The sequence below is a fragment of the Neorhizobium petrolearium genome, assembly GCF_017873175.1.
GTDB lineage: Bacteria > Pseudomonadota > Alphaproteobacteria > Rhizobiales > Rhizobiaceae > Neorhizobium > Neorhizobium petrolearium.
In genome coordinates this window covers 284,952-310,502 of sequence record NZ_JAGGJW010000008.1, presented here as the reverse complement: position 1 = coordinate 310,502, position 25,551 = coordinate 284,952, and the positions used below count along the sequence as shown (strand labels likewise).

General features: G+C 62.0%; 18 protein-coding genes. 9 read left to right on the top strand and 9 right to left on the bottom strand.

The features are described 5' to 3' along the window. The first annotated feature begins 468 nt into the window (after positions 1–468). The gene (locus tag J2046_RS17545; protein ID WP_210053971.1) at positions 469–2,409 is read left to right on the top strand and encodes a M23 family metallopeptidase; all 1,941 of its coding nucleotides are present in this window, start codon (positions 469–471) and stop codon (positions 2,407–2,409) included. Between the two features lie 6 nt (positions 2,410–2,415). On the opposite strand, the gene J2046_RS17540 is transcribed toward J2046_RS17545, so the two are convergent. Together J2046_RS17540 and clpB are read right to left on the bottom strand one after the other, a co-directional pair. After that, on the bottom strand, positions 2,416–3,324 hold the full coding sequence (locus J2046_RS17540) for a S66 peptidase family protein (protein WP_325169764.1): 909 nt from the start codon (positions 3,322–3,324) through the stop codon (positions 2,416–2,418). A 61-nt stretch (positions 3,325–3,385) separates the two neighbouring features. After that, positions 3,386–5,986 (bottom strand): ATP-dependent chaperone ClpB, encoded by a 2,601-nt coding sequence (gene clpB, locus J2046_RS17535; RefSeq protein WP_210053967.1) that lies wholly within the window; start codon positions 5,984–5,986, stop codon positions 3,386–3,388. A gap of 544 nt (positions 5,987–6,530) precedes the next feature. Between clpB and J2046_RS17530 the strand changes: the two genes are divergently transcribed. Then, complete coding sequence (locus J2046_RS17530; protein ID WP_210053965.1) at positions 6,531–7,001, top strand: DUF1772 domain-containing protein; 471 nt, start codon at positions 6,531–6,533, stop codon at positions 6,999–7,001. A gap of 136 nt (positions 7,002–7,137) precedes the next feature. On the opposite strand, the gene J2046_RS17525 is transcribed toward J2046_RS17530, so the two are convergent. The 7 genes from J2046_RS17525 to J2046_RS17495 all read right to left on the bottom strand — a co-directional run bounded on the left by J2046_RS17525 (position 7,138) and on the right by J2046_RS17495 (position 16,162). Then, positions 7,138–7,923, bottom strand: a complete 786-nt coding sequence (locus J2046_RS17525) for a DUF4167 domain-containing protein (RefSeq protein WP_210053962.1) — start codon at positions 7,921–7,923, stop codon at positions 7,138–7,140. Between the two features lie 302 nt (positions 7,924–8,225). Next, positions 8,226–9,089, bottom strand: coding sequence for a peptide chain release factor N(5)-glutamine methyltransferase (gene prmC, locus J2046_RS17520; RefSeq protein WP_210053959.1), 864 nt, complete (start codon positions 9,087–9,089; stop codon positions 8,226–8,228). After that, complete coding sequence (prfA, locus tag J2046_RS17515) at positions 9,086–10,168, bottom strand: peptide chain release factor 1 (RefSeq protein ID WP_210053957.1); 1,083 nt, start codon at positions 10,166–10,168, stop codon at positions 9,086–9,088. The genes prmC and prfA overlap by 4 nt, the downstream gene beginning before the upstream one ends. A gap of 177 nt (positions 10,169–10,345) precedes the next feature. Next, positions 10,346–12,613, bottom strand: a complete 2,268-nt coding sequence (gene ptsP, locus J2046_RS17510; RefSeq protein WP_210053955.1) for a phosphoenolpyruvate--protein phosphotransferase — start codon at positions 12,611–12,613, stop codon at positions 10,346–10,348. Between the two features lie 82 nt (positions 12,614–12,695). Next, positions 12,696–13,970 (bottom strand): aspartate kinase, encoded by a 1,275-nt coding sequence (locus J2046_RS17505; RefSeq protein ID WP_037157177.1) that lies wholly within the window; start codon positions 13,968–13,970, stop codon positions 12,696–12,698. Between the two features lie 229 nt (positions 13,971–14,199). Further along, positions 14,200–14,964 (bottom strand): SH3 domain-containing protein, encoded by a 765-nt coding sequence (locus tag J2046_RS17500; protein ID WP_325169763.1) that lies wholly within the window; start codon positions 14,962–14,964, stop codon positions 14,200–14,202. Positions 14,965–15,109: 145 nt separating this feature from the next. Next, the gene (locus J2046_RS17495; RefSeq protein WP_210053953.1) at positions 15,110–16,162 is read right to left on the bottom strand and encodes a LacI family DNA-binding transcriptional regulator; all 1,053 of its coding nucleotides are present in this window, start codon (positions 16,160–16,162) and stop codon (positions 15,110–15,112) included. A 149-nt stretch (positions 16,163–16,311) separates the two neighbouring features. Between J2046_RS17495 and bglB the strand changes: the two genes are divergently transcribed. The 7 genes from bglB to J2046_RS17460 all read left to right on the top strand — a co-directional run bounded on the left by bglB (position 16,312) and on the right by J2046_RS17460 (position 25,507). Continuing rightward, positions 16,312–17,412, top strand: coding sequence for a beta-galactosidase BglB (gene bglB / locus J2046_RS17490; protein WP_210053951.1), 1,101 nt, complete (start codon positions 16,312–16,314; stop codon positions 17,410–17,412). Next, the gene (kduI, locus tag J2046_RS17485; RefSeq protein ID WP_210053949.1) at positions 17,409–18,245 is read left to right on the top strand and encodes a 5-dehydro-4-deoxy-D-glucuronate isomerase; all 837 of its coding nucleotides are present in this window, start codon (positions 17,409–17,411) and stop codon (positions 18,243–18,245) included. The genes bglB and kduI overlap by 4 nt, the downstream gene beginning before the upstream one ends. Positions 18,246–18,258: 13 nt before the next feature. Beyond that, positions 18,259–20,742, top strand: coding sequence for a hypothetical protein (locus J2046_RS17480; RefSeq protein ID WP_210053947.1), 2,484 nt, complete (start codon positions 18,259–18,261; stop codon positions 20,740–20,742). 52 nt (positions 20,743–20,794) lie between these two features. Beyond that, positions 20,795–22,063, top strand: coding sequence for an ABC transporter substrate-binding protein (locus J2046_RS17475; protein ID WP_210053945.1), 1,269 nt, complete (start codon positions 20,795–20,797; stop codon positions 22,061–22,063). Positions 22,064–22,316: 253 nt separating this feature from the next. Then, complete coding sequence (locus tag J2046_RS17470; RefSeq protein ID WP_210053943.1) at positions 22,317–23,348, top strand: carbohydrate ABC transporter permease; 1,032 nt, start codon at positions 22,317–22,319, stop codon at positions 23,346–23,348. Further along, positions 23,348–24,400 carry a carbohydrate ABC transporter permease gene (locus tag J2046_RS17465; protein ID WP_210053941.1) on the top strand — a complete coding sequence of 351 codons (1,053 nt, stop codon included), beginning with the start codon at positions 23,348–23,350 and terminating at the stop codon, positions 24,398–24,400. The genes J2046_RS17470 and J2046_RS17465 overlap by 1 nt, the downstream gene beginning before the upstream one ends. Before the next feature lie 9 nt (positions 24,401–24,409). Beyond that, positions 24,410–25,507, top strand: coding sequence for an ABC transporter ATP-binding protein (locus tag J2046_RS17460; protein WP_210053939.1), 1,098 nt, complete (start codon positions 24,410–24,412; stop codon positions 25,505–25,507). The last annotated feature ends 44 nt before the right edge of the window (positions 25,508–25,551 follow it).

Genomic DNA, 25,551 nt, shown 5'->3' with positions numbered 1-25,551 from the left:
ACATTCAGCAATCGCCAATGCTAAAGGATTTCTCCAGAACAAAGGACTTCGTCGCCAGCAGCGCCGCCGCCCTCGTCAGTGACACGGCTTATAGAGGGACACAGAAGAACAAGTCAACACATCAATTCTGGAATTTCCGAGAAAAACGACATGCATTTGATTTACAATGATAATTTCCGCATTTCCTCGGAAAACCTGCTTCCCCGATGATATCGGAACCCGTTTCAAGGCCGGAAAACAACAGGCTTCCGCGCCGTGCCTCAAAACTGCCCCGACAAATTCACAATCTCATGGTTAGCAAAGCTCAAATGGGGATTCGAAGGGCGGATTCAAGGTTGCACGCGTTTGCAACCATGCCGATTTGACTCTCCAGGCTGAAACGGGCACATGTTTGGCCCAAGGTTCCACGGGCAGATTGAACCCTGCCCGCGGTTACAACGAGTATCAGGGGAACTGGCTTAGACTGGCATGATGACGGCCCGCAGCACGATCCGCTCGCTCGGCAACGAACCGCCGATCCTCGCCGACGGCCGTCGCGCTCCCGATCGCCGTGAGATTTCCCTCCGTTGGCTTTCCGGCACCTTTCTGACCGGCATCACGTCCTCGATCCTGATGGGTGTTGCGCTGTTTGCGGCGTTGGACGGACGCCAGCAGCTCGCCATCCCGGCCGAAGCTTCCGCCTCCATCCCGAACGATGATTCAGACACCGCATCGCGCGGCAAACGCCTGCTCGGCGGCAACATCGTCGCCATGCCGACGGACCGGAAGATCATGGAGGTTTCCACCGTCGTCAATGAAGGCAACAAGGAAGTCGTCCGCCGCAAACCTTTTGCGCATGTGAAGATGAACCTTGCCGCAAATCACGTGGCGCAGGAGGATTATCCGGCCTTCGACCCGCTGACGATCTTTTCGTCCAGCGAGGCGCTGCCCCCGCCGGCCGCGCGTGCCGGCACCATCTACGGTTCCAACGTGGAGTCGGAAGTCAGCCTGCAGACGATCCCTTTCCCCAGTAGCGGCAGCACCTATGCCTATGCGCCTGCCATGACGCTGGAGGAAGTGGAGGAGAACGTCCGTTCCAACGGTTCGGTACTGACAGACGGCGACAGCCAGCTTTCGGCTCTCTACTACGTCGATCCTCAGCGCTTCTCATCCAAGGACGACAACAGCGACCTCGACATCACCGCCGGCCTCTCGGCGCGCATCGTCGAAGAGAATATCTCGGTTTCGGCGCCGGAGCCGATCACCTCGCACACGCGCGAATATGCCGATGACATCATCCCGATCCGCAAGGCGGAGACCGTCGCCCAGGCCATGATGGAAGTCGGCTACCCGGAGGGCAAGGCGCGGGAGATTTCCGGTTATCTTCAATCACAGACCGGAGAAGCAGATCTTGGTCCTGGCGATGTGCTGCGCATCGGCGTGATCCAGGAAGGTGACATGGTTCTTGTCGTCCGCGCGAGCATCTACCGACGCGGTAAGCATGAGGTTACGGTTGCCATCGACGATCATGGCCGTTTCGTCGCTGGCGAAGAGCCGCCGATGCTGGATGCCGTCGCCTCCGCCTTCAGCGAAGAGCCGCCACAGATCGTCACAAGCCGCGAACTGCCGCGTGTCTATGATGGTATCTATCGTGCCGCTCTCTCTTACGGCATGAGCAAGGAAATGACGAGCCTGCTTGTGAAACTGCTCGCAAGCAATGCCGACCTCCAGGCCCAGTTGAAGCCGTCGGACAACATCGAAGCGTTCTTCTCGGTCACCGATGAAAAGGGCCAGGCGGACAAGAATTCCGAATTGCTCTATGTGAGCGCTCACTTCGGCGACACCACGACCCGCTTCTATCGTTTTCAGAATCCCGACGACGGCTCGATCGACTATTTCGACGAAAACGGCAAGAGCATCCGGCAGTTCCTGCTGCGCAACCCGGTTCCGAACGGCCGCATGACGTCGGGCTTCGGCATGCGCGGCCACCCGATCCTCGGGCGAGCCCTTATGCATACCGGCACCGACTGGGCCGCGCCGCGCGGCACCCCGATCATCGCGACCGGCAACGGCACCGTCGAAAAGGCCGGCTGGGATTCCGGCGGCTACGGCAACCAAACGATCATCCGCCATGCCAACGGTTACGAATCCTCCTACAATCACCAGAGCGCGATCGCTTCGGGAGTTCGCGAAGGCGCAAAGATAACGCAGGGCCAGGTGATCGGTTATGTCGGCTCGACCGGCCAGTCCACCGGTTCCCACCTTCACTATGAACTGATCGTCAACGGCACGAAGGTCGACCCGATGAAGGTGCGGCTGCCGGGCGGCAGTTCGCTCAAGGACAAGGCACTCGCCCGTTTCGAGGAAGAGCGCAAGCGCATCGACGCGTTGCTCGACATCCAGCCATCCGATGAACTCGCCAGCCGGTAAATTTGCTCAATAATCGACAGTAAGCGTGCGGGCATCAGCGTCCAGGACCGCCATGCCACCGATAGGAGTGGTCAGCGCTCCTTTACCGTGGCCGAACGGAAGCCCCCCTAATACGGGAATGCCGAGCGCGCGGATATGTTCGTCGACGATGGCGATGATCGCCTCGCCCTTCTCGCGGTTCGCCAGCGTGAATTGCCCGGCGGCTATGCCCGCAATTCCATCCAGGGCTCCCGATTTCATCAGCAGGGTCAACATACGATCCGTAAGCCCGGGCATGCAATCCACTGCTTCGATCAGCAGGATCGCGCCGTCGAACGAAGGAAGTCCCCAGCCGATCATCGTCGCCAATGTCTCGAGATTGCCACCCATCAACCGGCCCTGCGCCCGGCCTGACGTCGTCGTCTTCGCGCTGACTTCATCGTCGCGGGCCGTGAAAACGATCGTGCCTGCCTCCATCAGGAAGCGCATCAGGATATCGGTATTGGAGGGACCCGGCCCGCCGTCATCGCCATAAAGCGCGCCGTGCAGACCGATAAGACCGCATCGCCGCATCAGCATCATGTGGATGGCCGTGATATCGCTGAACCCCAGAATGGGCTTCGGGTCGCGCCGGACCGCATCGAAATCGAGATCACCTGCTATTCTGTAGGAACCGCGACCGCCACGCGTCGCGAAAATCGCCCGTACCTGCGGATCGGACAGAGCCAGATTGAGATCGGATAGACGATGCTCATGCGTGCCGGCATAAAAACCGTATTCGGCAAAGGCATAGGTGCCGAAATCGACATCGAAGCCCATGTCCCTCAGACGCTCTGCCCGCCTCAGGATGAGGTCGCGATCCGGCGTACTTGCCGGCGATACGAACCTGATCTTGTCGCCCGGTTTGATTTTCGATGGAAAAAGCGGCTCGGCCACGTCGCATCCCCCTATCCCCAAATGAAAAAGGCCGCCCCGAAGAGCGGCCTTGAGAAAGCGGTTACGCCGCCTCGCTGACCTCCCGCTTGACGCGGAAGAGCAGCCGGTCGGATCCGGAGCTGACCGCGACAGTCGAGCCGTCCGGGACTGAGCCGCCCAGGATCTGCTCGGCGAGCGGATCCTGCACGTATTTCTGGATCACCCGCTTCAGCGGCCGGGCGCCATACACAGGGTCGTAACCCTTGTCGGCCAGCCATTCGCGGGCATCCTCGCCGAGCTCGATCGTGATCTTGCGCTCCGCCAGAAGCGCGACGAGCCGCTTCATCTGGATGTCGACGATCGCCCCCATCTCGCTGCGCGCCAGGCGATGGAACAGGATGATCTCGTCGACGCGGTTCAGGAATTCCGGACGGAACGAGGCCTTGACCACATCCATCACCTGGTCACGGACCTGGTCCACATCCTCGCCTTCGCGGAGATTGGTAAGGTATTCCGCGCCGAGGTTCGAGGTCATGATGATGATCGTGTTCTTGAAGTCGACCGTGCGGCCCTGCCCGTCCGTCAGGCGCCCGTCGTCAAGCACCTGCAGGAGGACGTTGAACACGTCCGGATGCGCCTTCTCGATCTCGTCGAACAGCACCACCTGATAGGGTTTGCGGCGGACGGCCTCCGTCAGCGCGCCGCCTTCGTCATAGCCGACATAACCAGGAGGCGCACCGATCAGCCGGGCGACCGAGTGCTTCTCCATGTATTCCGACATGTCCATGCGGATCATCGCCGTCTCGTCGTCGAACAGAAAGCGGGCGAGTGACTTCGTCAGCTCCGTCTTGCCGACACCGGTCGGGCCTAAGAAGATGAACGAGCCGATCGGCCGATTCGGGTCCTGCAGGCCGGCGCGCGAACGGCGAACCGCACGCGAGACCGCCTGCACGGCATCGCCCTGACCGACGACGGACTTCGCCAGTTCGTCTTCCATCCTGAGCAATTTCTCGCGCTCGCCTTCCAGCATCTTGTCGACCGGAATGCCCGTCCAGCGGGAAACCACATGGGCGATTGCGTCCGGGGTGACGACTTCCTGCACCATGGCATTGGTCGAGCCGTCCTTAGCTTCGGCGTCCACGAGACGCTTTTCCAGATCGGGGATCACGCCGTAGGTCAGCTCTCCCGCACGCTGGTATTCCCCCTTGCGCTGGGCAGTCGCCAGTTCGTTGCGGGCCTCGTCGAGCTGCTTCTTGAGGTCGGCGGCAAGGCCGAGCTTCTGCTTTTCAGCCTGCCAGCGGGCCGTCAGCGCATCCGCCTGCTCCTCGAGCGAGGTGACTTCGCTTTCGAGACGCGACAACCGGTCTGCCGAGGCGCTGTCGGTTTCCTTCTTCAGGGCCTCGCGCTCGATCTTCAGCTGCATGATGCGCCGGTCGAGCTCATCGAGCTCCTCGGGCTTCGAATCCACCTGCATGCGAAGCCGCGAAGCGGCTTCGTCCATCAGGTCGATCGCCTTGTCCGGCAGGAACCTGTCGGTAATATAGCGGTTGGAAAGCGTCGCAGCCGCCACCAGGGCCGAATCCGAGATGCGGACCTTGTGATGCTGTTCGTATTTCTCCTTGAGACCGCGCAGGATCGAGATGGTGTCCTCAACCGTCGGCTCGTCGACCATGACCGGCTGGAAGCGACGGGCAAGTGCGGCGTCCTTTTCCACATGCTTGCGGTATTCGTCGAGCGTGGTCGCCCCGACGCAATGCAGCTCGCCGCGGGCAAGTGCCGGCTTCAAAAGGTTGGAGGCATCCATCGCGCCTTCGGACTTGCCGGCGCCGACCAGCGTGTGCATCTCGTCGATGAACAGGATGATCTCGCCGTTTTCCGATTGGACTTCGTTCAGCACGCTCTTCAGGCGTTCCTCGAATTCGCCGCGATATTTCGCGCCGGCGATGAGCGCGCCCATGTCTAGCGCCATCAGCTTCTTGTCCTTGAGGCTCTCCGGAACGTCGCCGTTGACGATCCTGAGCGCAAGGCCCTCCGCAATCGCCGTCTTGCCGACGCCGGGCTCGCCGATCAGCACCGGATTGTTCTTGGTGCGGCGGGAAAGGACCTGGATCGTGCGGCGGATCTCGTCGTCGCGGCCAATCACCGGATCAAGCCTGCCGTCGCGGGCTTCCGCGGTGAGATCGCGCGCATATTTCTTCAGCGCCTCGAACCCCTGTTCCGCATTGGCGCTATCGGCTGTGCGGCCCTTGCGGATATCATTGATGACCTGGTTAAGGCCTTGCGCGGTAACGCCTGCCTTCTTCAGGGTCGCGGACGTCGAAGCCGAGCTCTCGATGGCAAGCGCGAGCAGCAGGCGTTCGACGGTGACAAAACTGTCGCCGGCTTTCTTGGCAGCGTCTTCAGCCGTTGCAAAAACCTTGGCAAGGGGCTGGGAAAGATAGATTTCACCGCCGCCGCCGGAAACTTTCGGAAGCTTTGCAAGCGCGGCATCATTGGCGATGCGGGCTTCCTTGGCGCTGCCGCCGGCTCGCTCGATGAGTGAAGACGCCATGCCCTGGTCGTCGTCAAGCAAAACCTTCAACACGTGTTCGGGCGCGAACTGCTGATTACCGGCAGCAAGCGCCTGCGTCTGCGCCGACTGCAGGAAGCCGCGGACTCGCTCGGAATATTTTTCGATGTTCATTCTCTGACCTCCAGTGATCGACCTGCCCTACTTTAAGGCACAAGCCGATGATTGAGATTGAGCTCCCTCAAAGGCGAGCCCGGCCGGCAACAACCGGCTTCGGATTGAGATATGGTAAGCGATTTTGCGGATTTAAAGGACCTGCCGGGAGCTTTTGATCCGGCCTGAAGGCAACCCTGGAATGGCCGACGGCAGGTCCGGGCCAAAATGGAAAGCCCCTCGGAACGATCCGGCATTCCCGCCATTGATCCAGAGCAGCAGAGAGATGGCATTAATGGCAAGCAAGCTCGCGTGGGGAATATTTGGCGGTGCGGTGCTCGGAGCGGCCTTCGGTCAAATCGGCGGAAATACCGGCATTGGAATCGCGATCTGCATCGCAGCCGGCGCTGTTACAGCCGGAGTTTGACACTATCTTGAGACACGGAAAGAACATCGCAACCTTTAGCCCGTTTCTCGGGTGGAAGTTCCCTTCGCAGTCTCGCGTCTAGGGGAACGGACCGCCCCCTGAATAGCGCGGGCTTCTGGCCAGAAGGAGGGAAGATCGATGACGATCAGGAGCGTCCAGTTTCTCGCGATTATCATTTCAGCACTGGCACTTATTCCGTCGGGCGCGCATTTGGCCGCCTTGCCGAACAAGATCGCGCTGGCTCGAGCCGAATATTTTTCCATCCAGGGCATCTACGACGGATGGGCGTTTCTCGGAACGCTTTGGCCGGCTGCCATGATTGCAAACGCAGTGCTGGCCTTCATGGTCCGCTCGCAGCGACGGCCATTCTGGTTTGCGGTACTTGCTGCACTTTGTTTCGTGGCCATGCTGGCAATTTTCCTTCTTTGGACATTGCCGGCCAATCAGGCGACCGAGAACTGGACAACAGCGCCGGAAAATTGGCAGGTGCTGAGGCTGCAATGGGAGTATTCCCATGCGGTCAATGCGTTGATCGTGTTCGTGGCCCTCTGTCTCTCGTCTCTTTCGGTGGTTTCGTGGCGGCCGGACGCTTCATGGGACGTGCGATAGCCACTCCGGACGGCGGTGAACTGACCGCTGAACATGGCAAGCACTCCTTCCCCTCGCCTACTGAGCCCTCCAAAACGCAAAAAACTCCGGCTTGCGGCCGGAGTTTTTTGATAATGCGCAATTCTGCAGTCGAAGCTTACTCGCCGGCAGCTTCTGCAAGTGCCGGCTGGGTGTCGTCGTTGGCGGTTTCACCATCCTCGGCGCTCTTGCGCGGCTGGCGACGCGGGCGGCTCGCTGCCCGGCGGCGCGGAGCCCGTTCCGCCGGGGCTGCGGCATCTACCTGTTCGGCCTGTTCGACCACGACTTCCGCGGGAGTGCCTTCGATGACGGGTTGCGGACCGGAACCGTCGACGACGGTCGGTTGCGGCTCGGCCACTGCGGGCTGCTGCTCCCGACGTTCCTGCCGATCCTGCCGGCGATCGCGGCGCTGATCGCGGTCGCGCCGGTTCTCACGCGGCTGCTGGTCCTGGGCTTGGTCGCGCTGTTCGCGGCGCGGCTGCTGTTGCTGCGGTGCCGGAGCTTCGTCGACGACCAGCTGCTGGCTGAAACCGAGTTCATCCGTATCGCCGGCTTCCAGATCATCCTGATCCAGCATGCTGCCGTCACGGTCCTGATCGGCTCGATCGTCGCGATGAAAGCGATCCTGCATCTGCGCCTGGGCGGCGGCTATGATGCGGTTATAATGTTCTGCGTGCTGCAGGTAGTTCTCGGCCATGACCCGGTCGCCGGCGCTCTGCGCATCGCGGGCAAGCGCTGAATATTTCTCGGCGATATGCTGGGCGGTGCCGCGGATTTTCACGTCCGGGCCGGAACTGTCATAGCTCCTGCTGAGAGGATTGCCGCCCTTGTTACGGTTGAAATTGCCGCCGCCATTGTTACTGCCGCGCCCTCGACCGCGTTTGTTCTGCTGTCCTGGCCTCATCTATCGTTCACCAATTCTCTGTCTTCGCTGATAAGGGGCCACGCGGCCATACCGGACCATGCCGGAACAAGACTTCGCGTGCCGCGCACAGGGCGAACAAAGCGTCCTGCCGCTTGTGAAAGTTAAATTAACTGAATCACGCACCGGGAATTGCTCAACCTTCGCAACTCTTCGAAAAGAGCAGGATCAAGGGTTGACCTATAACCCGAACGAATCGCTGTTCATTCCCAGCCGTCCCAGTGCGTAGCTCGCAAGCTATCCCGCTTCCTCCGGAAATCCAAGCCTTTTCTTCACTATGCAAATCAGGCCTCTTTCACGGTGAATACGAGAACACGATCATTGTCACCGTAGTCACGTTTTGCCTGTGCCAGCTCGAAGCCGTCCGAGCGAAAAATCGCGGCCACGGTTTCCTTCTGATCGAACCCGATTTCGACGCCGATAACGCCGTCCTTTTCGAGAAAATTCCCAGCATCCGCGGCAATCGCGCGATAGGCAGCGAGCCCGTCCGGCCCTCCGTCCAACGCCGCCGAAGGATCGAAATCCCTTACTTCCGGTTCCAGTGCGGGGATAACGTCACTCCGTATATAGGGCGGATTTGACACGATTATGTCGAAACGCCCGGAAATGTTCTCGAACCAGTCGCTTCGGATTGCCTCAAATCTCTCCGACAATCCCAGTCGCGCTGCGTTTTCAGCCGCCGTTTTCAACGCATCTTCCGAAATATCGCTGCCGATTCCCTGCGTCTCCGGACTTTCCTTCAACAGCGCCAGAATAATCGCGCCTGTGCCGGTGCCGAGATCCAGGAGGCGTGCCTCGCCCTTGACTGCGACAATCTGCCTCATATAGGGAAGCACCGAATCCACCAGGATCTCAGTGTCCGGGCGTGGTTCCAGCGTTTCTTTCGAAATCAGCAGATCCATCCCGTGGAATTCCCGTGAACCTAATATGCGATGCACGGGCTCCCGTTTCAAGCGCCGTTCGACTGCATTTGATATCCGGGCGAGCTCATCCTCCGTCAGCACCCGCTCGCCGCCGGTGAAGACCTCTGTGCTCGTGAGCTTGAGCAGGCCGCCGATGAGAAGCCTTGCCTCGATCGCCGCGTCCGACAGGCCCGCTTCCGAAAACCGGTTTCTCGCCTCCGTGACCGCCGCGGACAGCGTCGTCATCCCTGTTGTTCCCCGATCTGTGCGAGCTGGCCGGCCTGGTAATCGGCGATCAGCGCATCGACCACTTCGTCGATCTCGCCCTCCATCATCCGGTCGAGCTTGTAGAGCGTCAGGTTGATGCGGTGGTCCGTCACCCGGCCCTGCGGAAAATTATAGGTGCGGATGCGCTCCGAACGGTCGCCGGACCCCACTTGGCTCTTGCGGTCGGCGGAGCGTTCGCTGTCGGCCTTTTGCCGCTCCATGTCATAAAGCCGGGAACGCAGCACCTGCATCGCTTTGGCGCGGTTCTGGTGCTGCGATTTTTCCGAGCTGGTGACGACGATGCCCGTCGGCAGATGCGTGATGCGCACTGCCGAATCCGTCGTGTTGACATGCTGGCCGCCAGCGCCCGATGAGCGCATCGTGTCGATGCGGATATCTTCCGCGCGGATTTCGACATCGATATCCTCCGCCTCCGGCAGAACCGCCACCGTCGCCGCAGACGTGTGGATGCGGCCGCTTGCCTCGGTGTCGGGCACACGCTGCACCCGGTGCACGCCGGATTCGAACTTCAGCTTGGAAAACACGCCGCGGCCGGTGATCGTCGCGATGATTTCCTTGTAGCCGCCGGCTTCGCCTTCACTGGCCGAAAGCACCTCGACCTTCCAGCCATGCGTACTGGCATAGCGCTCGTACATGCGGAAGAGGTCGCCGGCGAAAAGCGCGGCCTCGTTGCCGCCGGTGCCGGCCCGGATTTCCAGTATGGCGCTCTTTTCGTCTGCTGCGTCCTTTGGCAGAAGCAGGATTTGCATATCCTTTTCAAGCGCCTCTATCCGGGCTTCAGCATCCGGCAGTTCGATTTCCGCCAGCTCGCGCATCTCCCGGTCGGTCGCCTTGTCGGCCAGCATGGTTCGAAGATCGGCAACTTCCGCGACCGTCTTTTCATATTCGCGGATCTTGCGCACGACCGGCTGCAGTTCGGAATATTCCGACGCCAGCTTCACATAGACATCGGCAGCCGGACCTTCCGACATGCGCGCCTCGATCTCGCCGAAACGGCGCTCCAGTTCGCGCATCTTTTCAACAGGAAGCTTCGCCAATTGTAAAACTCCAACTATGCCGTTCATTATCCTCGTCCTCGGGTTTTATCCGAGGAGGTCCCGAGTGTCTGCTAACCTGTCGGCATGGATAGATCCTCGGGACATCCCGGGACTTGATCCGTGGACCGAGGATGACGGTGAGAGCACATAGCTCGACTAATATCCGTCATTCAATCGTCAAACCGGAATATTGTGAGCCTCGGCGAACCGGACAAGCAGTTCGCGGATCGGCTCCGACGATCTGGTGTCATCGAGCGCAGCGTTCAGCTCGGCCGCCAACTGATCTGCGTCGAGTGCCAGGAGCATGGCTTTGACAGGACCAATCGAGGTCGCCGCCATCGAGACAGAACGGTAACCGAGCCCGACCAGTGCCATCGCGGAAAGCGGCTTGCCCGCCATTTCGCCACACAACGTCACAGACGTCTGGTTGCGCTCACCGGCCCGCGCAATATCGCGAAGGATGCGCAAGAACGGCTTTCCAAGCAGATCGAACCGATCGGAAACCCTTGCATTGCCGCGGTCGGCCGCCATCGCGAACTGAAAGAGGTCGTTCGAGCCGACCGAAACGAAATCCACTTCCGCCATCAGTTCGTCGAGCTGCCACATCAGCGCCGGCACTTCGAGCATGGCGCCGAACTGCAGCTTTCGCGGCAGGCTGTAGCCGAATTTCGAAAGGTGCTGCACTTCCTTCTGCAGCAGATCACGCACCGCATGGAGCTCCGAGACTTCGGTCACCATCGGCACCATCATCCTGAGTTCGCCGCCGGTGGAAGCCCTGAGGAGCGCACGAAGCTGGGTGCGCAAAAGCCCCGGCCGGTCCAGGGCAAGGCGGATCGCCCGCCAGCCGAGCGCCGGATTTTCCTCTTCATGGCTGCGGAAATAGGAAACGACCTTGTCGCCGCCGATATCGAGCGTGCGGAAGGTAACGGGACGCCCGCCCGCCTGCCGCATCACGTTGCGATAGAAGTTTTCCTGCTCTTCGAGCTTCGGCATGGTGGAGGCGATCATGAACTGCAGCTCGGTACGGAAGAGGCCGATGCCGTCCGCCCCCGATTCCGCCAGCTGCGGCAGATCGACCATCAGGCCGGCATTCATCTGCAGGCTGATCCGCTTGCCGTCTTTGGTGAGCGGTTCGACCGCGCGCAAAGCCTTGAATTGCTCCTGCCGGCGGGCTCTCAGCCGTACCTTTTCCTCGTACGCCTTCTGCAGGTCCGACATCGGCCTGAGATGAATCTGGCCGTCGTCGCCGTCGATGATGATCGGATCGCCGTTTTCGGCAAGCGCCACGACGCCCGCCGCCTGCCCCACGACCGGAATGCCCATGGCGCGCGCCACGATCACCACATGGCTCGTCACCGCCCCGTCTTCGAGCACGAGGCCGCGCATCCGCTCGCGCGGGTAGTCCAGAAGCTCCGCGGCCCCCATGGCACGCGCCAGGATGATCGCGTCGACCGGAAAGCCTTCTTCGGTGAGACGACCGGAAAAGCCCGTCAACTGCCTGAGCAACCGGTTGGCGAGGTCGTCGAAATCGTGCATCCGCTCGCGCAGATAGGGATCGGTGAGGCGCATCATGCGCGCCTTGGTATCACTCTGCACCTTCTCGACGGCCGCTTCCGCCGTCAGTCCGTTGTGGATCGCCTCTTCCATCCGGCGGACCCAGCCCTGGTCATGGGCGAACATACGATAGGTTTCGAGCACCTCGCGATGCTCGCCCTCCTGCGCCACCTCACGGCGGGACAGCATGTCGTCGATCGAGATGCGCAGCGAGCCGAGCGCTTCCGCAAGCCGCTGGATTTCCTTGTCTGCGTCCTCGTTCAAGAGGTTGGTCACGACGATGCGCGGCTCATGCAGCACCACGTGGCCGAGCCCGATGCCTTCGTTGTAGCCGTCGGCTTCGATCGTCACGGCGCGTGTGAGGTCGAGTTCGAGCCCCGGCCGGGTGATCTTCTTCAGTTCTCCCGTCGCGATCATCTCGGCAATCACCATGGCGGTGGTTTCCATCGCTTCGACTTCGTCTTCGCGATAGTTTCGACTTGCCTTGTTCTGGACGACGAGAACGCCCAAAGTGCGACCGGCGCGCAGGATCGGCACGCCGAGGAAGGAATGGTAGATCTCCTCGCCCGTCTCAGGCAGGTACCGGAAGGCCGGATGCGACTGGGCATCGGAGAGGTTGAGCGGTTGGGCGGAGGCGGCGATGGTGCCGACCAGGCCCTGGCCCATCTTCAATTGCGAAAGGTGGACGGCCTCTTTCTTCAGGCCTTCGGTCGCGTAGAGTTCGAGCACGCCGTCGGAGCGGAGCACATAGACCGAGCACACCTCGGCGACCATGTTGCTGGCGATCTGCCGGACGATGCGGTCAAGGCGCTCCTGTGGATCGAGCGGCTCCGCCATTAATTCGCGCAGCCGCTTCAGAAGAACGCGCGGACCCGCCGACAGGTCTCTCATCGCATCAGTGCTCCCGAACCCAGTCATTAAATCCGGAAGACGTCGCGCCGAATTCTGGTCGGCGCGCCGAACCGGCTCACCATCAACTCTTATCGAGACCGTAGGCGGAATGCAAAGTCCGAACTGCGAGTTCGGAATAAGCACCGTCGATCAGGATGGAAATCTTGATTTCGGAGGTCGTAATGGCCTTGATGTTGATGCCTTTTTCGGCAAGTGCCTTGAAAGCGAGCGCGGCCACGCCCGCATGACTGCGCATGCCGATGCCGATGACCGATACCTTGGCGAGACCTGATTCGCTTTGGGCGACATCGAAGCCGATCGTCGCCTTGTTTTCATCGAGCACCTTCAGCGCCTTCTGCACGTCGCCGGAGGGCACGGTAAAGGTCATGTCGGTCTTCGAACCGTCTTCCGACGTGTTCTGCACGATCATGTCGACATTGATATGCGCTTCGGCGAGCGGACCGAAGATCGCGGCCGAGACACCCGGCCGGTCGGCGAGCCGCCGGAGCGAAATCTGCGCTTCATCCTTGGCATAGGCGATGCCGGTGACGACTTCCTGTTCCACGATTTCTTCCTCGTCGCAAATCAACGTGCCGGGCGGGTTCAGAAGGTCGCCCATGCCCGGCGCATCGGGATCCTCGAAACTGGAGCGCACGAAGGTGCGGACCTTGAACACCATGGCGAGTTCGACCGAACGCACCTGCAGGACCTTCGAGCCGAGGGAGGCCATTTCCAGCATTTCCTCGAAGGAGACCTTCTTCATGCGGCGCGCCTTCGGCTCGATGCGCGGGTCCGTCGTGTAGACGCCGTCGACATCCGTATAGATGTCGCAGCGGTCGGCCTTGACGGCGGCGGCTATCGCAACCGCGCTCGTGTCGGAACCGCCGCGGCCGAGCGTGGCGATCCGGTTGTCGGGCCCGAGTCCCTGGAAACCGGCGACGACGGCGACCTGCCCCTCGCCCATGCGCTTGATGATCTCGGAACCGTCGATCTCCAGGATGCGCGCCGCGCCATGGGCGTTATCGGTGCGGATCGGGATCTGCCAGCCCTGCCAGGAGCGGGCGTTGATGCCCATGGACTGCAGCGCGATCGCCAGGAGCCCGGAAGTCACCTGCTCACCTGAGGCGACAACCGCGTCATATTCACGGGCGTCGTAGAAGGGCGAGTTGGCGCCGGTCACTTTCGGCGCGTCCTGCACCCAGCCGACCAGTTCGTTTGTCTTGCCGGACATGGCCGAGACGACGACCGCCACCTCGTGGCCGGCTTCGACCTCCCGTTTCACATGGCGCGCGACGTTGTGAATGCGTTCGAGATTGGCGACGGAGGTGCCGCCGAACTTCATGACGATGCGAGCCATACGACCAAAACCACTGTCTCACCCGGGCCTTCAAGCGCCAGGGCGTCTGCTTTCGAACCATGTTGAAATCCCGTCTTCCATGACAGGATTGTCAAGTTGGGCGGTCTATTATCGAAAAGGGGGGAAAGGCGCAATGGGCAGGATATATATGGCCGTCAGTCGGAACGGCCGCCCGCAAATCAAAACCGCGCGGCCGTCGGTCGCGCGGTTTTGATAGCATCGCGGATCGTCAAGGCCTCAATTGGCAGCCGATACCGGATTGGTCGCACTTGCTGTTGGAACGCTCTCGTCTGTCACGATCACGGTCGCGGCTGGAATCGCGCTCAAAGCGTTCTCTGTCGCGCACTCGCTCGACCTGCTCGCGCTTTCGTTCCTGCTGGCGTTCAATGCGGGCCCGTTCTCTATCGCGATCGCGGTCCCTGTCGCGCCACTCTTCGCGCGCTCTGTCGCGATCCCAACTGGGCGGACGGATATCGCTCCTGTCCCGCTCCCAGCGGGGCGGCCTTGGCGGCGAAGGCGGATCCCAACGGTCGCGGTCGCGTTCCCAACGCGGCGGCGGGGGCGGAGGCGGATTGCGGCTCGGCTCCCACGTATAGCGCCGCCAGCGGTCGCGGTCGCGGTAGAAGTCGCGGTCGCGATAATAGCGGCCCCAATAGGTGTTGATGTCGAAGGTGATGATCGGAATGCCGAGCGGGCGGTAGTATTGCGGCCCGACATAGACCCGGTCGGAGCGGTAGCTGGCCTGCACATAATTGCCCGACACCCAGCCGCGCCCGCCATAGAAGGAGACGTCGCACCAGTTGACGCTGCTCATGCAGCCGTTGATGGTGACGGGCGTGCCGACCGGGATGACGGTAACTGCGGGATAGCCGGTGCTCGGCCCCGACCGCATGTTGACATTGGCCGTCGCGAAACCACGCACGGCCGCTTCCGCCAGCGATGGCGCCACGAACAGAGCGCAAAAGGCCGCAACGGACATCAGAATCTTCTTCACGGGGCTTCCTCCTGAGAAACCGTAATTGTCCGAACTGACATTATCGATCTGCCGTGCGATTGCATTGCGGCTTATCAATGTTCGAGACGCGCCCATTGTTCCAGTACACCTCTGAACGGCGCATGAATGTCCCGTTGGGCTGGCGTTAAGGCTTCCTCGCGGGGCCTGTCGATTGCCGTTCGGCAATGTGGCAGGCGAGTTCTATCCGCCGCGTCGGCGTGGCAAAGCCAGACAGGGCGTCGCGGAGCAGGTCGAGCGCCACCGCGCCGAGCTCGCGCATCGGGATATGCATCGTCGTCAGCGGCGGGTTGAGGAAGGCCGCCTGCGGTAGGTCGTCCATGCCCATGACGGAGACATCTCCCGGAACGGTGTGGCCCATCTGCTGCACGCCCATCATCGCGCCGACGGCTAGACTGTCACCTGCTGCCAGTACCGCCGTGAAATCGAGCCCCTTCCTGCGCAACCTCTCGCCAATCGCCTGGGCCGCCAGTTCCGGCAGCCAGTCGTCCACCAGCAGGACCAGATCGGCCGGACACGGCAGACCATGGTGGAGAAACGCGTCCTGCCATCCTTCGCGCCGCCGGTCGATGGTGCTTCGCCCGGGACGCATGAGGAAGAGGATGCGCTGATGGCCGAGCCGGATCAGATAATCCGCCGCAAGCCGCGCCGCCGAGCGGTTGCAGGGCGTCACGCTCGAAAGCCGCATGTAAGGATCGTCGCCGTTGATGAGGACAACCGGCTTGCCGAAGCCGCGGGTGGCGGCCAGCATGCCTTCGTCGTCGACGGTCAGGAACAAAAGCCCTGCCACATCCGGGTCGGCGCGCGCCTCTTCCAGCACGAGCTTCTCTTCCGTCTCGTCCGCGACGGCGCGCGTGACGATTTCGAGCCCCAGCGCCTGCGCCCGGTCCCTCAGGCCTTCGAGCACGTAGAGCGTGAACTGGTTGCGCACGTAGTCGATCATGGCCGCACTCGAGGCGGCCAGCACCACCTTCTTGCCGGCAACGGGTGTCGGCACGGTGTAGTTGATATCCTTCGCAGCCTCCAGGATGCGCTGGCGGATATCAGCGCGCACCCCCTTCTCGCCGGCGAGCGCCCGCGAGACCGTGCTCAACGAAACGCCGACCTTTTCCGCGATGTCTTCCAGCCGCACCCGCCGGCTCTTCTTGCCGCGTTTGCCCGGAGTGATTGAGGTTGCCATGCCATCCTCCCCGTAAATCGGATACCAGACTGCAAAAAATTTTCATATTGCGCAATCAATTTTCAGATGTTTTCATGATGCTACCGTTCGGGAGAGACGGATCGACAATCCTGCGCCCACATGGCTGCAGCGAAGGGAGGAATTGCATAATGGGCCTTTCAGCCCGGGATATCCGTGAAAAGCTTGACCGCCTGGTGGCCGGTATGACCGGCCTGCGCCACGATGGCCGCTTCCACGAACCCAATCTCGACGGCACCGCCGGCGACTATATCTCCTTCGATAGCTGGGAATGGCCGCAAGGCGTCGGCCTCTATGGCCTGATCCGCCTCTGGCTGTTCACCGGTCGCGACGATTTGAAAGCCCTCATCGAAAATTGGTATGCGACCCGCATAGAGGCCGGCCTCCCCTCGCTCAACGTCAACACCACCGCTCCCATGCTGGGCTTGTCGGTGCTCTGGCGCGAGACGCGTGATCCGCGCTGGCAGCCGGTTCTCGATGCCTGGGCGACCCACGTCATGGCCGGAATGGGCCGCACCGAGGAAGGCGCCTTCGAGCACCACGTTTCCGACAAGGTCAACGACGACGAACTCTGGGACGACACGCTTTATATGGTCGCCCTCTTCCTCGCCTCCTACGGCCAGGCGAGCGGCCGCACCGAACTGGTCGACGAAGCCGCGAGGCAGTTCCTCGTCCACACCCGCTATCTCGCCGACAGGAAGACCGGGCTCTGGTTTCACGGGTGGACGTTCCGGGGCCGGCACAATTTCGCCGAGGCCCGCTGGGCGCGCGGCAACGCCTGGATCACCGCCGGCATGCTCGATCTCTTCGACCTCGCGGAAATGCCGAAGCCGGTGAAGGAATACCTCCTTGGCGTGCTGGTGGCGCAGGTGAACGCGCTCCTGCCGCTGCAGACGGCCTCCGGCGCCTGGCGCACCCTCATCGACGATCCCTCCTCCTATGAGGAGATCTCCGCCACCGCCGGCTTCGGCTACGGCCTGCTGAAGGGCTACCGCCTCGGCCTCGGCACACATGAATGGCGCGCCGCGGGCCTGAAGGCCGTCGAGGCGGTGCTTGCTAATATCGATGAAACCGGCACCGTGCTGAATGTCTCCTACGGCACTCGCATGGGCCACGACCTGCAATTCTATCGGGACATTCCGATCCAGCCGACCGGCTACGGACAGGCGCTTTCCATTCTCTGCCTGTCCGAAGCGCTTCGGCATGTGGACGCGGGAGAAAAAACGGCATGACGATGAAAGTGCTTTACGGGGCAGGCCCCGACGACATCAAGGCCTATGACACGGCCAGGCTGCGTGCCGAGTTCCTGATGGAAGACCTGTTCCAGGCCGACAGGGTGACCTTCACCTATACCCATGTCGATCGCCTGATCCTCGGCGGAGCCGTCCCGGTTTCCACCATGCTGACTTTCGGCTCAGGCGAGGAGATCGGCACCCCCTTCCTGCTTTCCGCCCGCGAAATGGGCATCGCCAACCTCGGCGGCGCCGGAACCATCACCGTCGACGGTAAGAGCTTTACGCTGGAAAACCGCGACGTGCTCTATGTCGGCCGCGGCGTGCAGGAAATCTCGGCCGCCAGCGCATCTGCTGAAAAGCCCGCCCGCTTCTACATGAATTCCGTGCCGGCCGGCGCCGATTTCCCGCACCGTCTCATCAAGCGGTCGGAATCCAAGATGTTGACCTTCGGCGATCCCAAACGCGCCAATCTCCGGAACCTCCGGATGTACATTCATCCGGAAGTGGCGCCATCCTGCCTGCTTCTGCTCGGCATTACCGATCTCGCGGAAGGCAGCATCTGGAACACCATGCCGCCACACCTGCATGAGCGCCGCATGGAAGCCTATTGCTATTTCGACCTGCCCGAAGAGGAGCGGGTCATCCACTTGATGGGTCGCCCGGAAGAGACGCGCCATCTCGTCGTGAAGAACCTCGACGCCGTGCTCTCGCCAGCCTGGTCGATCCATATGGGGGCCGGCACGGCGCAATACGCCTTCGTCTGGGGCATGACTGGCGAAAACCAGGAATATAACGACGTGGCCCCCGTGGCCCTCAGCGAACTGAAATAAGTGCGGACCTGACATGAATCCTGAAGCAAACTGGATGCGGAAGACCTTGAAGCCGGGCGAAGCGGTCCGGTACTGGCAGCTCGGCCGCACGGCGCAGGAACGGTTCGACGTGCCGGACGCGCCGATGAAAGGCGAAATGGACCCGTTCTTCTTCTTGACCAAGGTGAAGAACTTCATCCCGCACGAATATCCCTGCCGAACGATCTTTGCCGAGACCTATCGGGGAAAAAGGCCCGACGTGCGCGGCGAGTTCGAGGCCGCCCGCTGGTGGCTGCCCTTCGGTTCGCCGCGTCTCGATCTTTCCGGCTTCTGGTTCCGCCCGACGCGGCTCGCCACCTGGGCCCGCACCTATATCGAGGCCGAGACCGCCGGCACGGCGAAAATCCGCCTCGGCACCTGCGGCGGCGCCGTGCTCTGGCTGAACGGCACCGAAATCGGCTGGATGGCGCCCTACAGCCGCAATCTTGAAGCCAAGCAGGAATTCGACCTGCCGCTGACGGCGGGCCTCAACGAGATCGTCCTCTTCTTCGACGATCTGGCCGAGCGCGACGCCCGCTATTTCTACCAGTTCGACTATCTCTCCGGCCCGGCCGCGAGTGTCGCCCTCCCCGTCCCGGTCGCGGGCCACGTCGCCGAAAGCCTCGAAACGGCGCTCGACGGCATGCATCTCGACCGCCAGCATTATTTCGGCGGCGATATCACCCTCCTTCTTGCAGAACCGCTGCCGGTCGAGGTGAAAGTCAACGTTGCGATCGAAGGCGACTTCATGTCCCGCGAGCGTTTCGATTTCGACTTCACGTTGCCGGCCGGTGCCAGGAGCCTCAATGTCGGCCCGTCGGAAAAGGCACCCGCCGATTTCCGACACCTGCGTGTGACACTAGATGCCGGCGGCTTCGTCGCTTCCCGCTCGGTCGGCGTCGAAATCTGCCATGCCGCCCGCCAAGGCGAGGCCCCCGCCTCCCTGTCTGATCGCATCATCGAAACGCTGGATGAAGTGTCCGAATATTCCGAGCGCGATACCGTCCGTGCCTTCGCCCGTCTCGCCAGCGGCCGCGCCGGCGCCGATACGGACGCGATGATCGAGGAGATATTGCCGTCGATCGAGGACTGCCACGACTGCGCCGATTTCTCGCTCGTGCCGCTCATCTGGTCGCGCATCGTCTGGGGCAAGGATATCAACGAGAAGACCCGTGCCCGCATCGATGGCGCGATTCTCAACTACCGCTACTGGATGGACGAGCCGGGCAACGACGTTCAGTGGTATTTTTCGGAAAACCACGCGCTTCTCTTCCACACCTCGGCCTATCTGGCCGGCCACCTCCTCCCGGAAGCCACCTTCGTCCGTTCCGGCCGTAAAGGCTCGGAGCAGGCGAAGGTTGGCGCGGAGCGCGTTCGAGCCTGGCTCGACCATTTCGAGAAATGGGAAATGGCGGAGTTCAACTCCGCTCCCTATTTCCCGATCGACCTGAAGGGCCTCACCGCGCTCGCCGCCCTCTCGCCGGACAGGGATATCGCCGACCGCGCCAAAGCCGGTATCGTCCGTCTGTGCGAAATCATCGCCCGCTCCGCCCATCACGGCATGGTCACGGCAGCGCAAGGGCGTTCCTACGAGCACACGCTCTGCGCCGGCCGGTCGCTGGAGCTTTCTGCCGTCGCCCGTCTTCTCTGGGGCAAGGGTTTTTACGGCCGCCGCGTCCATTGCCTGCCGCAGATGGCGGTGTGCCTGCGCGACCATGGTCTCGAAATCCCCGCCTCCTTTGCGGCAATCGCCGATCATCGCAACGCAAAACATCAGGAATGGCGCTTCGCCCAGGGCGAGAACTCCTTCGCCGCGCTTTATCACTATAAAGGCGAGCATTTCGCCATGGGTTCGACCGTCCATTACCGTTGGGACGAATGGGGCTACCAGGAAACCGTCCTGCATCTGCGCCTCGGCGACAAGCCGGAAGCGGCGATCTGGATCAACCATCCGGGCGAGACCATCCAGTTCGGCTACGGCCGGCCCTCCTATTGGGGCGGCTGCGGCACCATTCCGCGCGCGCAGCAATATCGCGGCCTCGCGATCCTCGAATTCACCACCTACGAGGAACAGCCGGATTTCACCCATGCCTGGTTCCCGAAGGCGGAATTCGACGAAACCCGCGTCTCCGGCAGCCTCGCGCTTGCCCGCTCCGGCAACGGTAGCGTCCTGCTACGCGCCGGCTCTGACCTCGTCCCCGCCACCGAAGGCCCGTCGGCCGGTGCGGAACTGCGGCAATATGGCCAGAAGACCCGCTGGATCGTCCGCGTCTGCGAGGCCGGCGATCTCGCTTCCGTCGAAAACCGTTTCGGCGGCCTTGCCGCGCAGCAGGAAGCCGATGGCGCATTCGTTGTCGAAGACCCGGAATATGGTACCGTCCGCTTCAAGGCCGACGGCGCGATAGAAGCCGAAGGCCGCGTAATCGCACGGGCGGATTACACCGCCAAAGGCGAAGCAAGGATGCTGAGCGCTTCCTGATCTAAAAACCGGACGGGAGGAGGCCCCGTCCATAAAAGTGGAGGAACTGAACATGAAAGTGAAATCGATCCTGGCGGGCACCGCGCTCGCCCTTCTCACCTCGACGGCGGCATTCGCCGGCGATGTCCGCATCATGTGGTATTCGGACGGCGTCGAAGGCGAGGTCATGAAGGACCTCGTCGGCCGCTTCATGAAGGAAAATCCGGGCATCAACGTCATCCTCGATAACGTCGCCTACAGCGTCATCAAGGAACAGCTCCCCGTCCAGCTCGAAGCCGGCAACGGCCCGGATATCGCCCGCGTCACTGCGATCAAGGATCTCTCCAGGCACTGGCTCGACCTGCGCCCGCTGGTCAAGGACGCCAAATACTGGGACGACAATTTCGGCGCCCAGGCGGACTGGATGCGTCCGGACGGCTCCAACCAGATTTCCGGCTTCATGACCCAGATCACGCTGACCGGGGGGTATGCCAACAAGACCCTGTTCGAGCAGGCCGGCGTCGAAATTCCTGGACCGAAAGCCACCTGGGATGACTGGGCAACCGCGGCCAGGAAGGTCAAGGAGAGCCAGCAGATCCCGTTCGCCATGGCGATCGACCGCTCCGGCCACCGCATCACCGCGCCGATGCTCTCCTACGGCGCAAACTACATCGGCAAGGACGGCAAGCCCGCCCCGCTCGACAAGGGTGCGAAGGACTTCCTGACCAAGTTCGTCAACTGGGTTGGTGACGGCTCCTTCTCCAAAGATGTCTGGGTTTCGGCCGCGGGTTCCACCTATCGCGCCGCCGCCGACGACTTCATCAACGGCCAGCTCGCTTTCTATTATTCCGGTTCCTGGCAGGTGGCGAACCTCGCCACCAAGATCGGCAACAACTTCGATTGGGTCGCGGTCGGAAGCCCCTGCGGCTCGGCAGCCTGCACCGGCATGCCCGGCGGCGCGGCACTCGTGGCGGTCAAATACACCAAGAACCCGAAGGAAGTCGCGGTCGTCATGGACTGGTTCGCTCAGGAGAAGATCGTCAAGGAATTTTCCGAGCGCACCCTGTTCCTGCCCGGTCACAAGGGCGTGGTCGACAAGGGCGGTCTCGACTTCAAGACCGACAATGCCCAGGCCAAGGCTGCCTTGACCAAGTTCGTCGAGGCGACCAAGACGACATCCGAAACCGCTCTGAAGCTGCCCGGCTGGCGCTGGTCCGACACGGTCTACGCCGCCGTCGTCACCCGCATCGGCCAGACGCTCGCCGGCGAACTGAAGCTCGACGACGCCTTCCAGCGCATCGACGCCGACATCGCCCAGAAGGTCAAGGACGCCGGTCAGTGATGGCAACTGCCACCACCCTCTCGCAATTCGCTTTCCCCCCGAGAGGGGGAGAGCTTCTCCTGGGAAGTGCCGGGGGAACGCATGCCATCGGCCCCGCCCTCCCTCTTCTCCCCCACGGGGAGAAGAGCCGAGCAAGGCGAGGCGATGAGGGGGGCCGCACAAGGCGCTCTCCTCACCGTCAATTTGGTTGCGCCCCCCTCATCCGGTCCTTCGGACCACCTTCTCCTCGCTGGGGAGAAGAGGGAGCGTGCCTATGACGTCACCTTCGCCCACTTCATCCTCGTCTTCCCGCCTCGGCGCCCTCCTCATGGCGCCCGTCAACGCTCTGATGCGCCTCATCGACGTGCCTTTGCGCGGCCTGCAGAAGTCGACCGGCATCGGCGGCATGGCGGCCTTTTTCCTGGCGCCGAACATGCTGATCTTCGGCATTTTCGTGCTCTTGCCGCTCGTCATCAACTTCGTCTATTCGATGACCGGCGGCACCGCCTTCTTCCTTGCCGAGCGCAATTTCGTCGGCGGCGAGCAATATGCCCGCCTCTTCACCTGCCAGAACTATCTCGATCCGATGTCCTGCCAGGAGGACGCCTTCTGGACGGCCGTCGGCAACACGTTCTGGTTCGTGATCCTGCAGGTCGCTCTGATGATCCTGACGGCACTCATCACGGCGCTGATCCTCAATCGCGATCTTGCTGCCCGCTCCTTCTGGCGTGCCGTCTTCTTCTTCCCCGTCCTGTTGTCGCCCGTCGTCGTCGGGTTGATCTGGAAATGGATCCTGCAGCGCCAGGGACTGTTGAACTTCATCCTCTTCCAGTTCGGCGACACCGAGCCCTATACCTGGCTCACCGACCGCACCTGGACCTTCGCCGCCACGATCGGCGTGTCGATTTGGGCACATATGGGCTTCTATGCGCTGATCCTGCTCGCCGGCCTGCAGGCGATCCCCAAGGATCTCTATGAAGCGGCCGAGATGGATGGCACAAAGCCTGCGCGTGTCTTCTGGCGCATCACCCTGCCGCTGCTCGCCCCCAATCTCCTGGTCGTCGTGGTGCTGGCATTGATCCGCGCCGTGCAGATCTTCGACGAGGTCTATGTGCTGACCGGCGGCGGTCCGGGCACCAGCACGCTCTACCTCACGCAGTATATCTATGAAACCGGCTTCGCCTCGGCGCTCCGCAATCCGGGCCTCGCCGCCGCCGCCTCGATCCTGATGGGCAGCGTGCTCGTGGTCCTCACGTTGATCCAGCTCGGCATCGGTCGGAAGAACGAGAACAAGGGGAAACGCTGATGGGTGCGGCTGCGCGTTTCATTCTGCGTCGCAAGGGCGGCAAAGGCTGGCACTGGACGGACATCGTCACCTGGGTCTGGTTGACCGGCGGGCTGATCATCATGTTCGGCCCGGCCGTCTGGCTTGGCTTTTCCTCTTTCAAGACTCCGGCAGCACTTGCCGAATTCCCGCCGTCGATCCTGCCCTATGTCACCAGCCAGGCGACGGTCGAGGGCTACGACAAGCCGCTGCAACTCTTTAATGCGAAGATGCCGGACGGCTCGACCCGCGTGCTGGCGGAAGTGCGCCGCATCGGCATTATGTCCCAGATGGTCGATCCGAAGGCGCCTGGCGAAATCGTCCGCATCAATATCAACGACCGCCAGCCAGTGCGCACCCTCTCCTTCGCGACGTCGAATTACACCGAACCCTTCGTGCATTTCGATTTCCTGCGCTACCTCTGGAATTCCGTCTTCGTCACGGTCACGGCGACGCTGATCACCCTCGTCGTCAACTCCATGGCCGCCTTCGCGCTGTCGAAATACGAATTCCGCGGCCGCTCCGCCGCCATGCTGATCATCCTCGCAACGCTCATGGTGCCGCTCTCGGTCATCATGGTGCCGCTCTATTCGATCATCTCGTCGCTCGGCCTGTTCAACAGCCTCTGGGGCGTCATCCTGCCGACCGTCGCCACACCGACCGGCGTCTTCATCCTGCGTCAGTACATGCTGACCATCCCGGACGAACTGATCGACGCGGCGCGCATGGACAAGGCCTCCGAATGGCAGATCTACTGGCGCATCGTGCTGCCGCTGACGGCACCGGCGCTCGCCGTGCTCGCGATCTTCTCGGTCGTCTGGCGCTGGAACGACTTCCTCTGGCCGCTGATCGTCTTGTCCCGCCGCGAGCTCTATACCCTGCAGGTGGGGCTCAGCATCTATTCCGGCGAACTGAACGTCCAGTGGCACTTCATCCTGGCCATGACCGTCGTGACGATGATCCCGGTCGTGCTGGTCTTCATCTTTTTACAGCGTTTCATCACCACCGGCATTGCCGGCACCGGGCTTAAATAAGGAACACCGATGGGCGAAATCAAACTCACCGATGTCAAGAAATCCTACGGCGCCGTCGACGTCCTGAAAGACATCAACCTGCATATCAACGATGGCGAGTTCGTCGTCTTTGTCGGCCCGTCCGGCTGCGGCAAGTCCACGCTCCTGCGCACCATTGCCGGTCTTGAAAAGGTCACCGGCGGCGAGATCGAGATCGACGGCAAGCGCGTCAATGAGGTCACCGCCGCCGATCGCGGCCTTGCTATGGTCTTCCAGTCCTATGCGCTCTACCCGCATATGAGCGTGCGCCAGAACCTCGCCTTCGGGCTGGAAAACTCCAACATGCCGAAGCCGGAGATCGCCGAGCGCATCCAGGAAGCCGCCCGCATGCTGGAGATCGAGCCCTATCTCGAGCGCCGTCCCGGCCAGCTTTCCGGCGGCCAGCGCCAGCGCGTCGCGATCGGCCGCGCCATCGTCCGCCGCCCGACCGCCTTCCTGCTAGACGAACCGCTGTCGAACCTCGACGCCGAACTGCGCGTCTCGACCCGCGCCGAACTCGCCGCGCTGCACGCCCGCATCGGCTCGACGATGATCTACGTTACCCACGATCAGGTGGAGGCGATGACGCTCGCCCATCGTATCGTCGTCATGCGCGCCGGCCGGATCGAGCAGGTCGGCACGCCGCTCGAACTCTACAACACGCCCGCCAACCGCTTCGTCGCCGGCTTCATCGGCGCGCCGCACATGAACTTCCTCTCGGGCGAAGTCCAGGAGGTGGAAACCGGCTCGGTCACGCTTGTCATCGGCGGCGGTCATCGCCTCACCGTGCCGCTTGCCGACCACAAGCTTCGTGGCCACAAGCTGAAGGCCGGCGAAAAACTGACGGTCGGCATCCGCCCGCAGCATATCACGCTGGAGAACAATCCCGGCAGCCTGCCGGTCAAGGTGCGGTTGGTGGAGGCCCTTGGCTCGGAAACCGTCATCCATGCGGATCTGAACGGCGAAAAGCTGCTCGCGGTCGTCCAGGGCCAGAAGCAGATCGTCCCGGGCGACGAGGTCCATTTCTCCCTCGCCGGCGCGCCATTGCATCTGTTCGATCAGAATGGATTGCGGGTCAAAGGGGCGTAAGTCCCACCCTTGGCCTTTTGGCCTCCCTTACTCCGGATGGACAA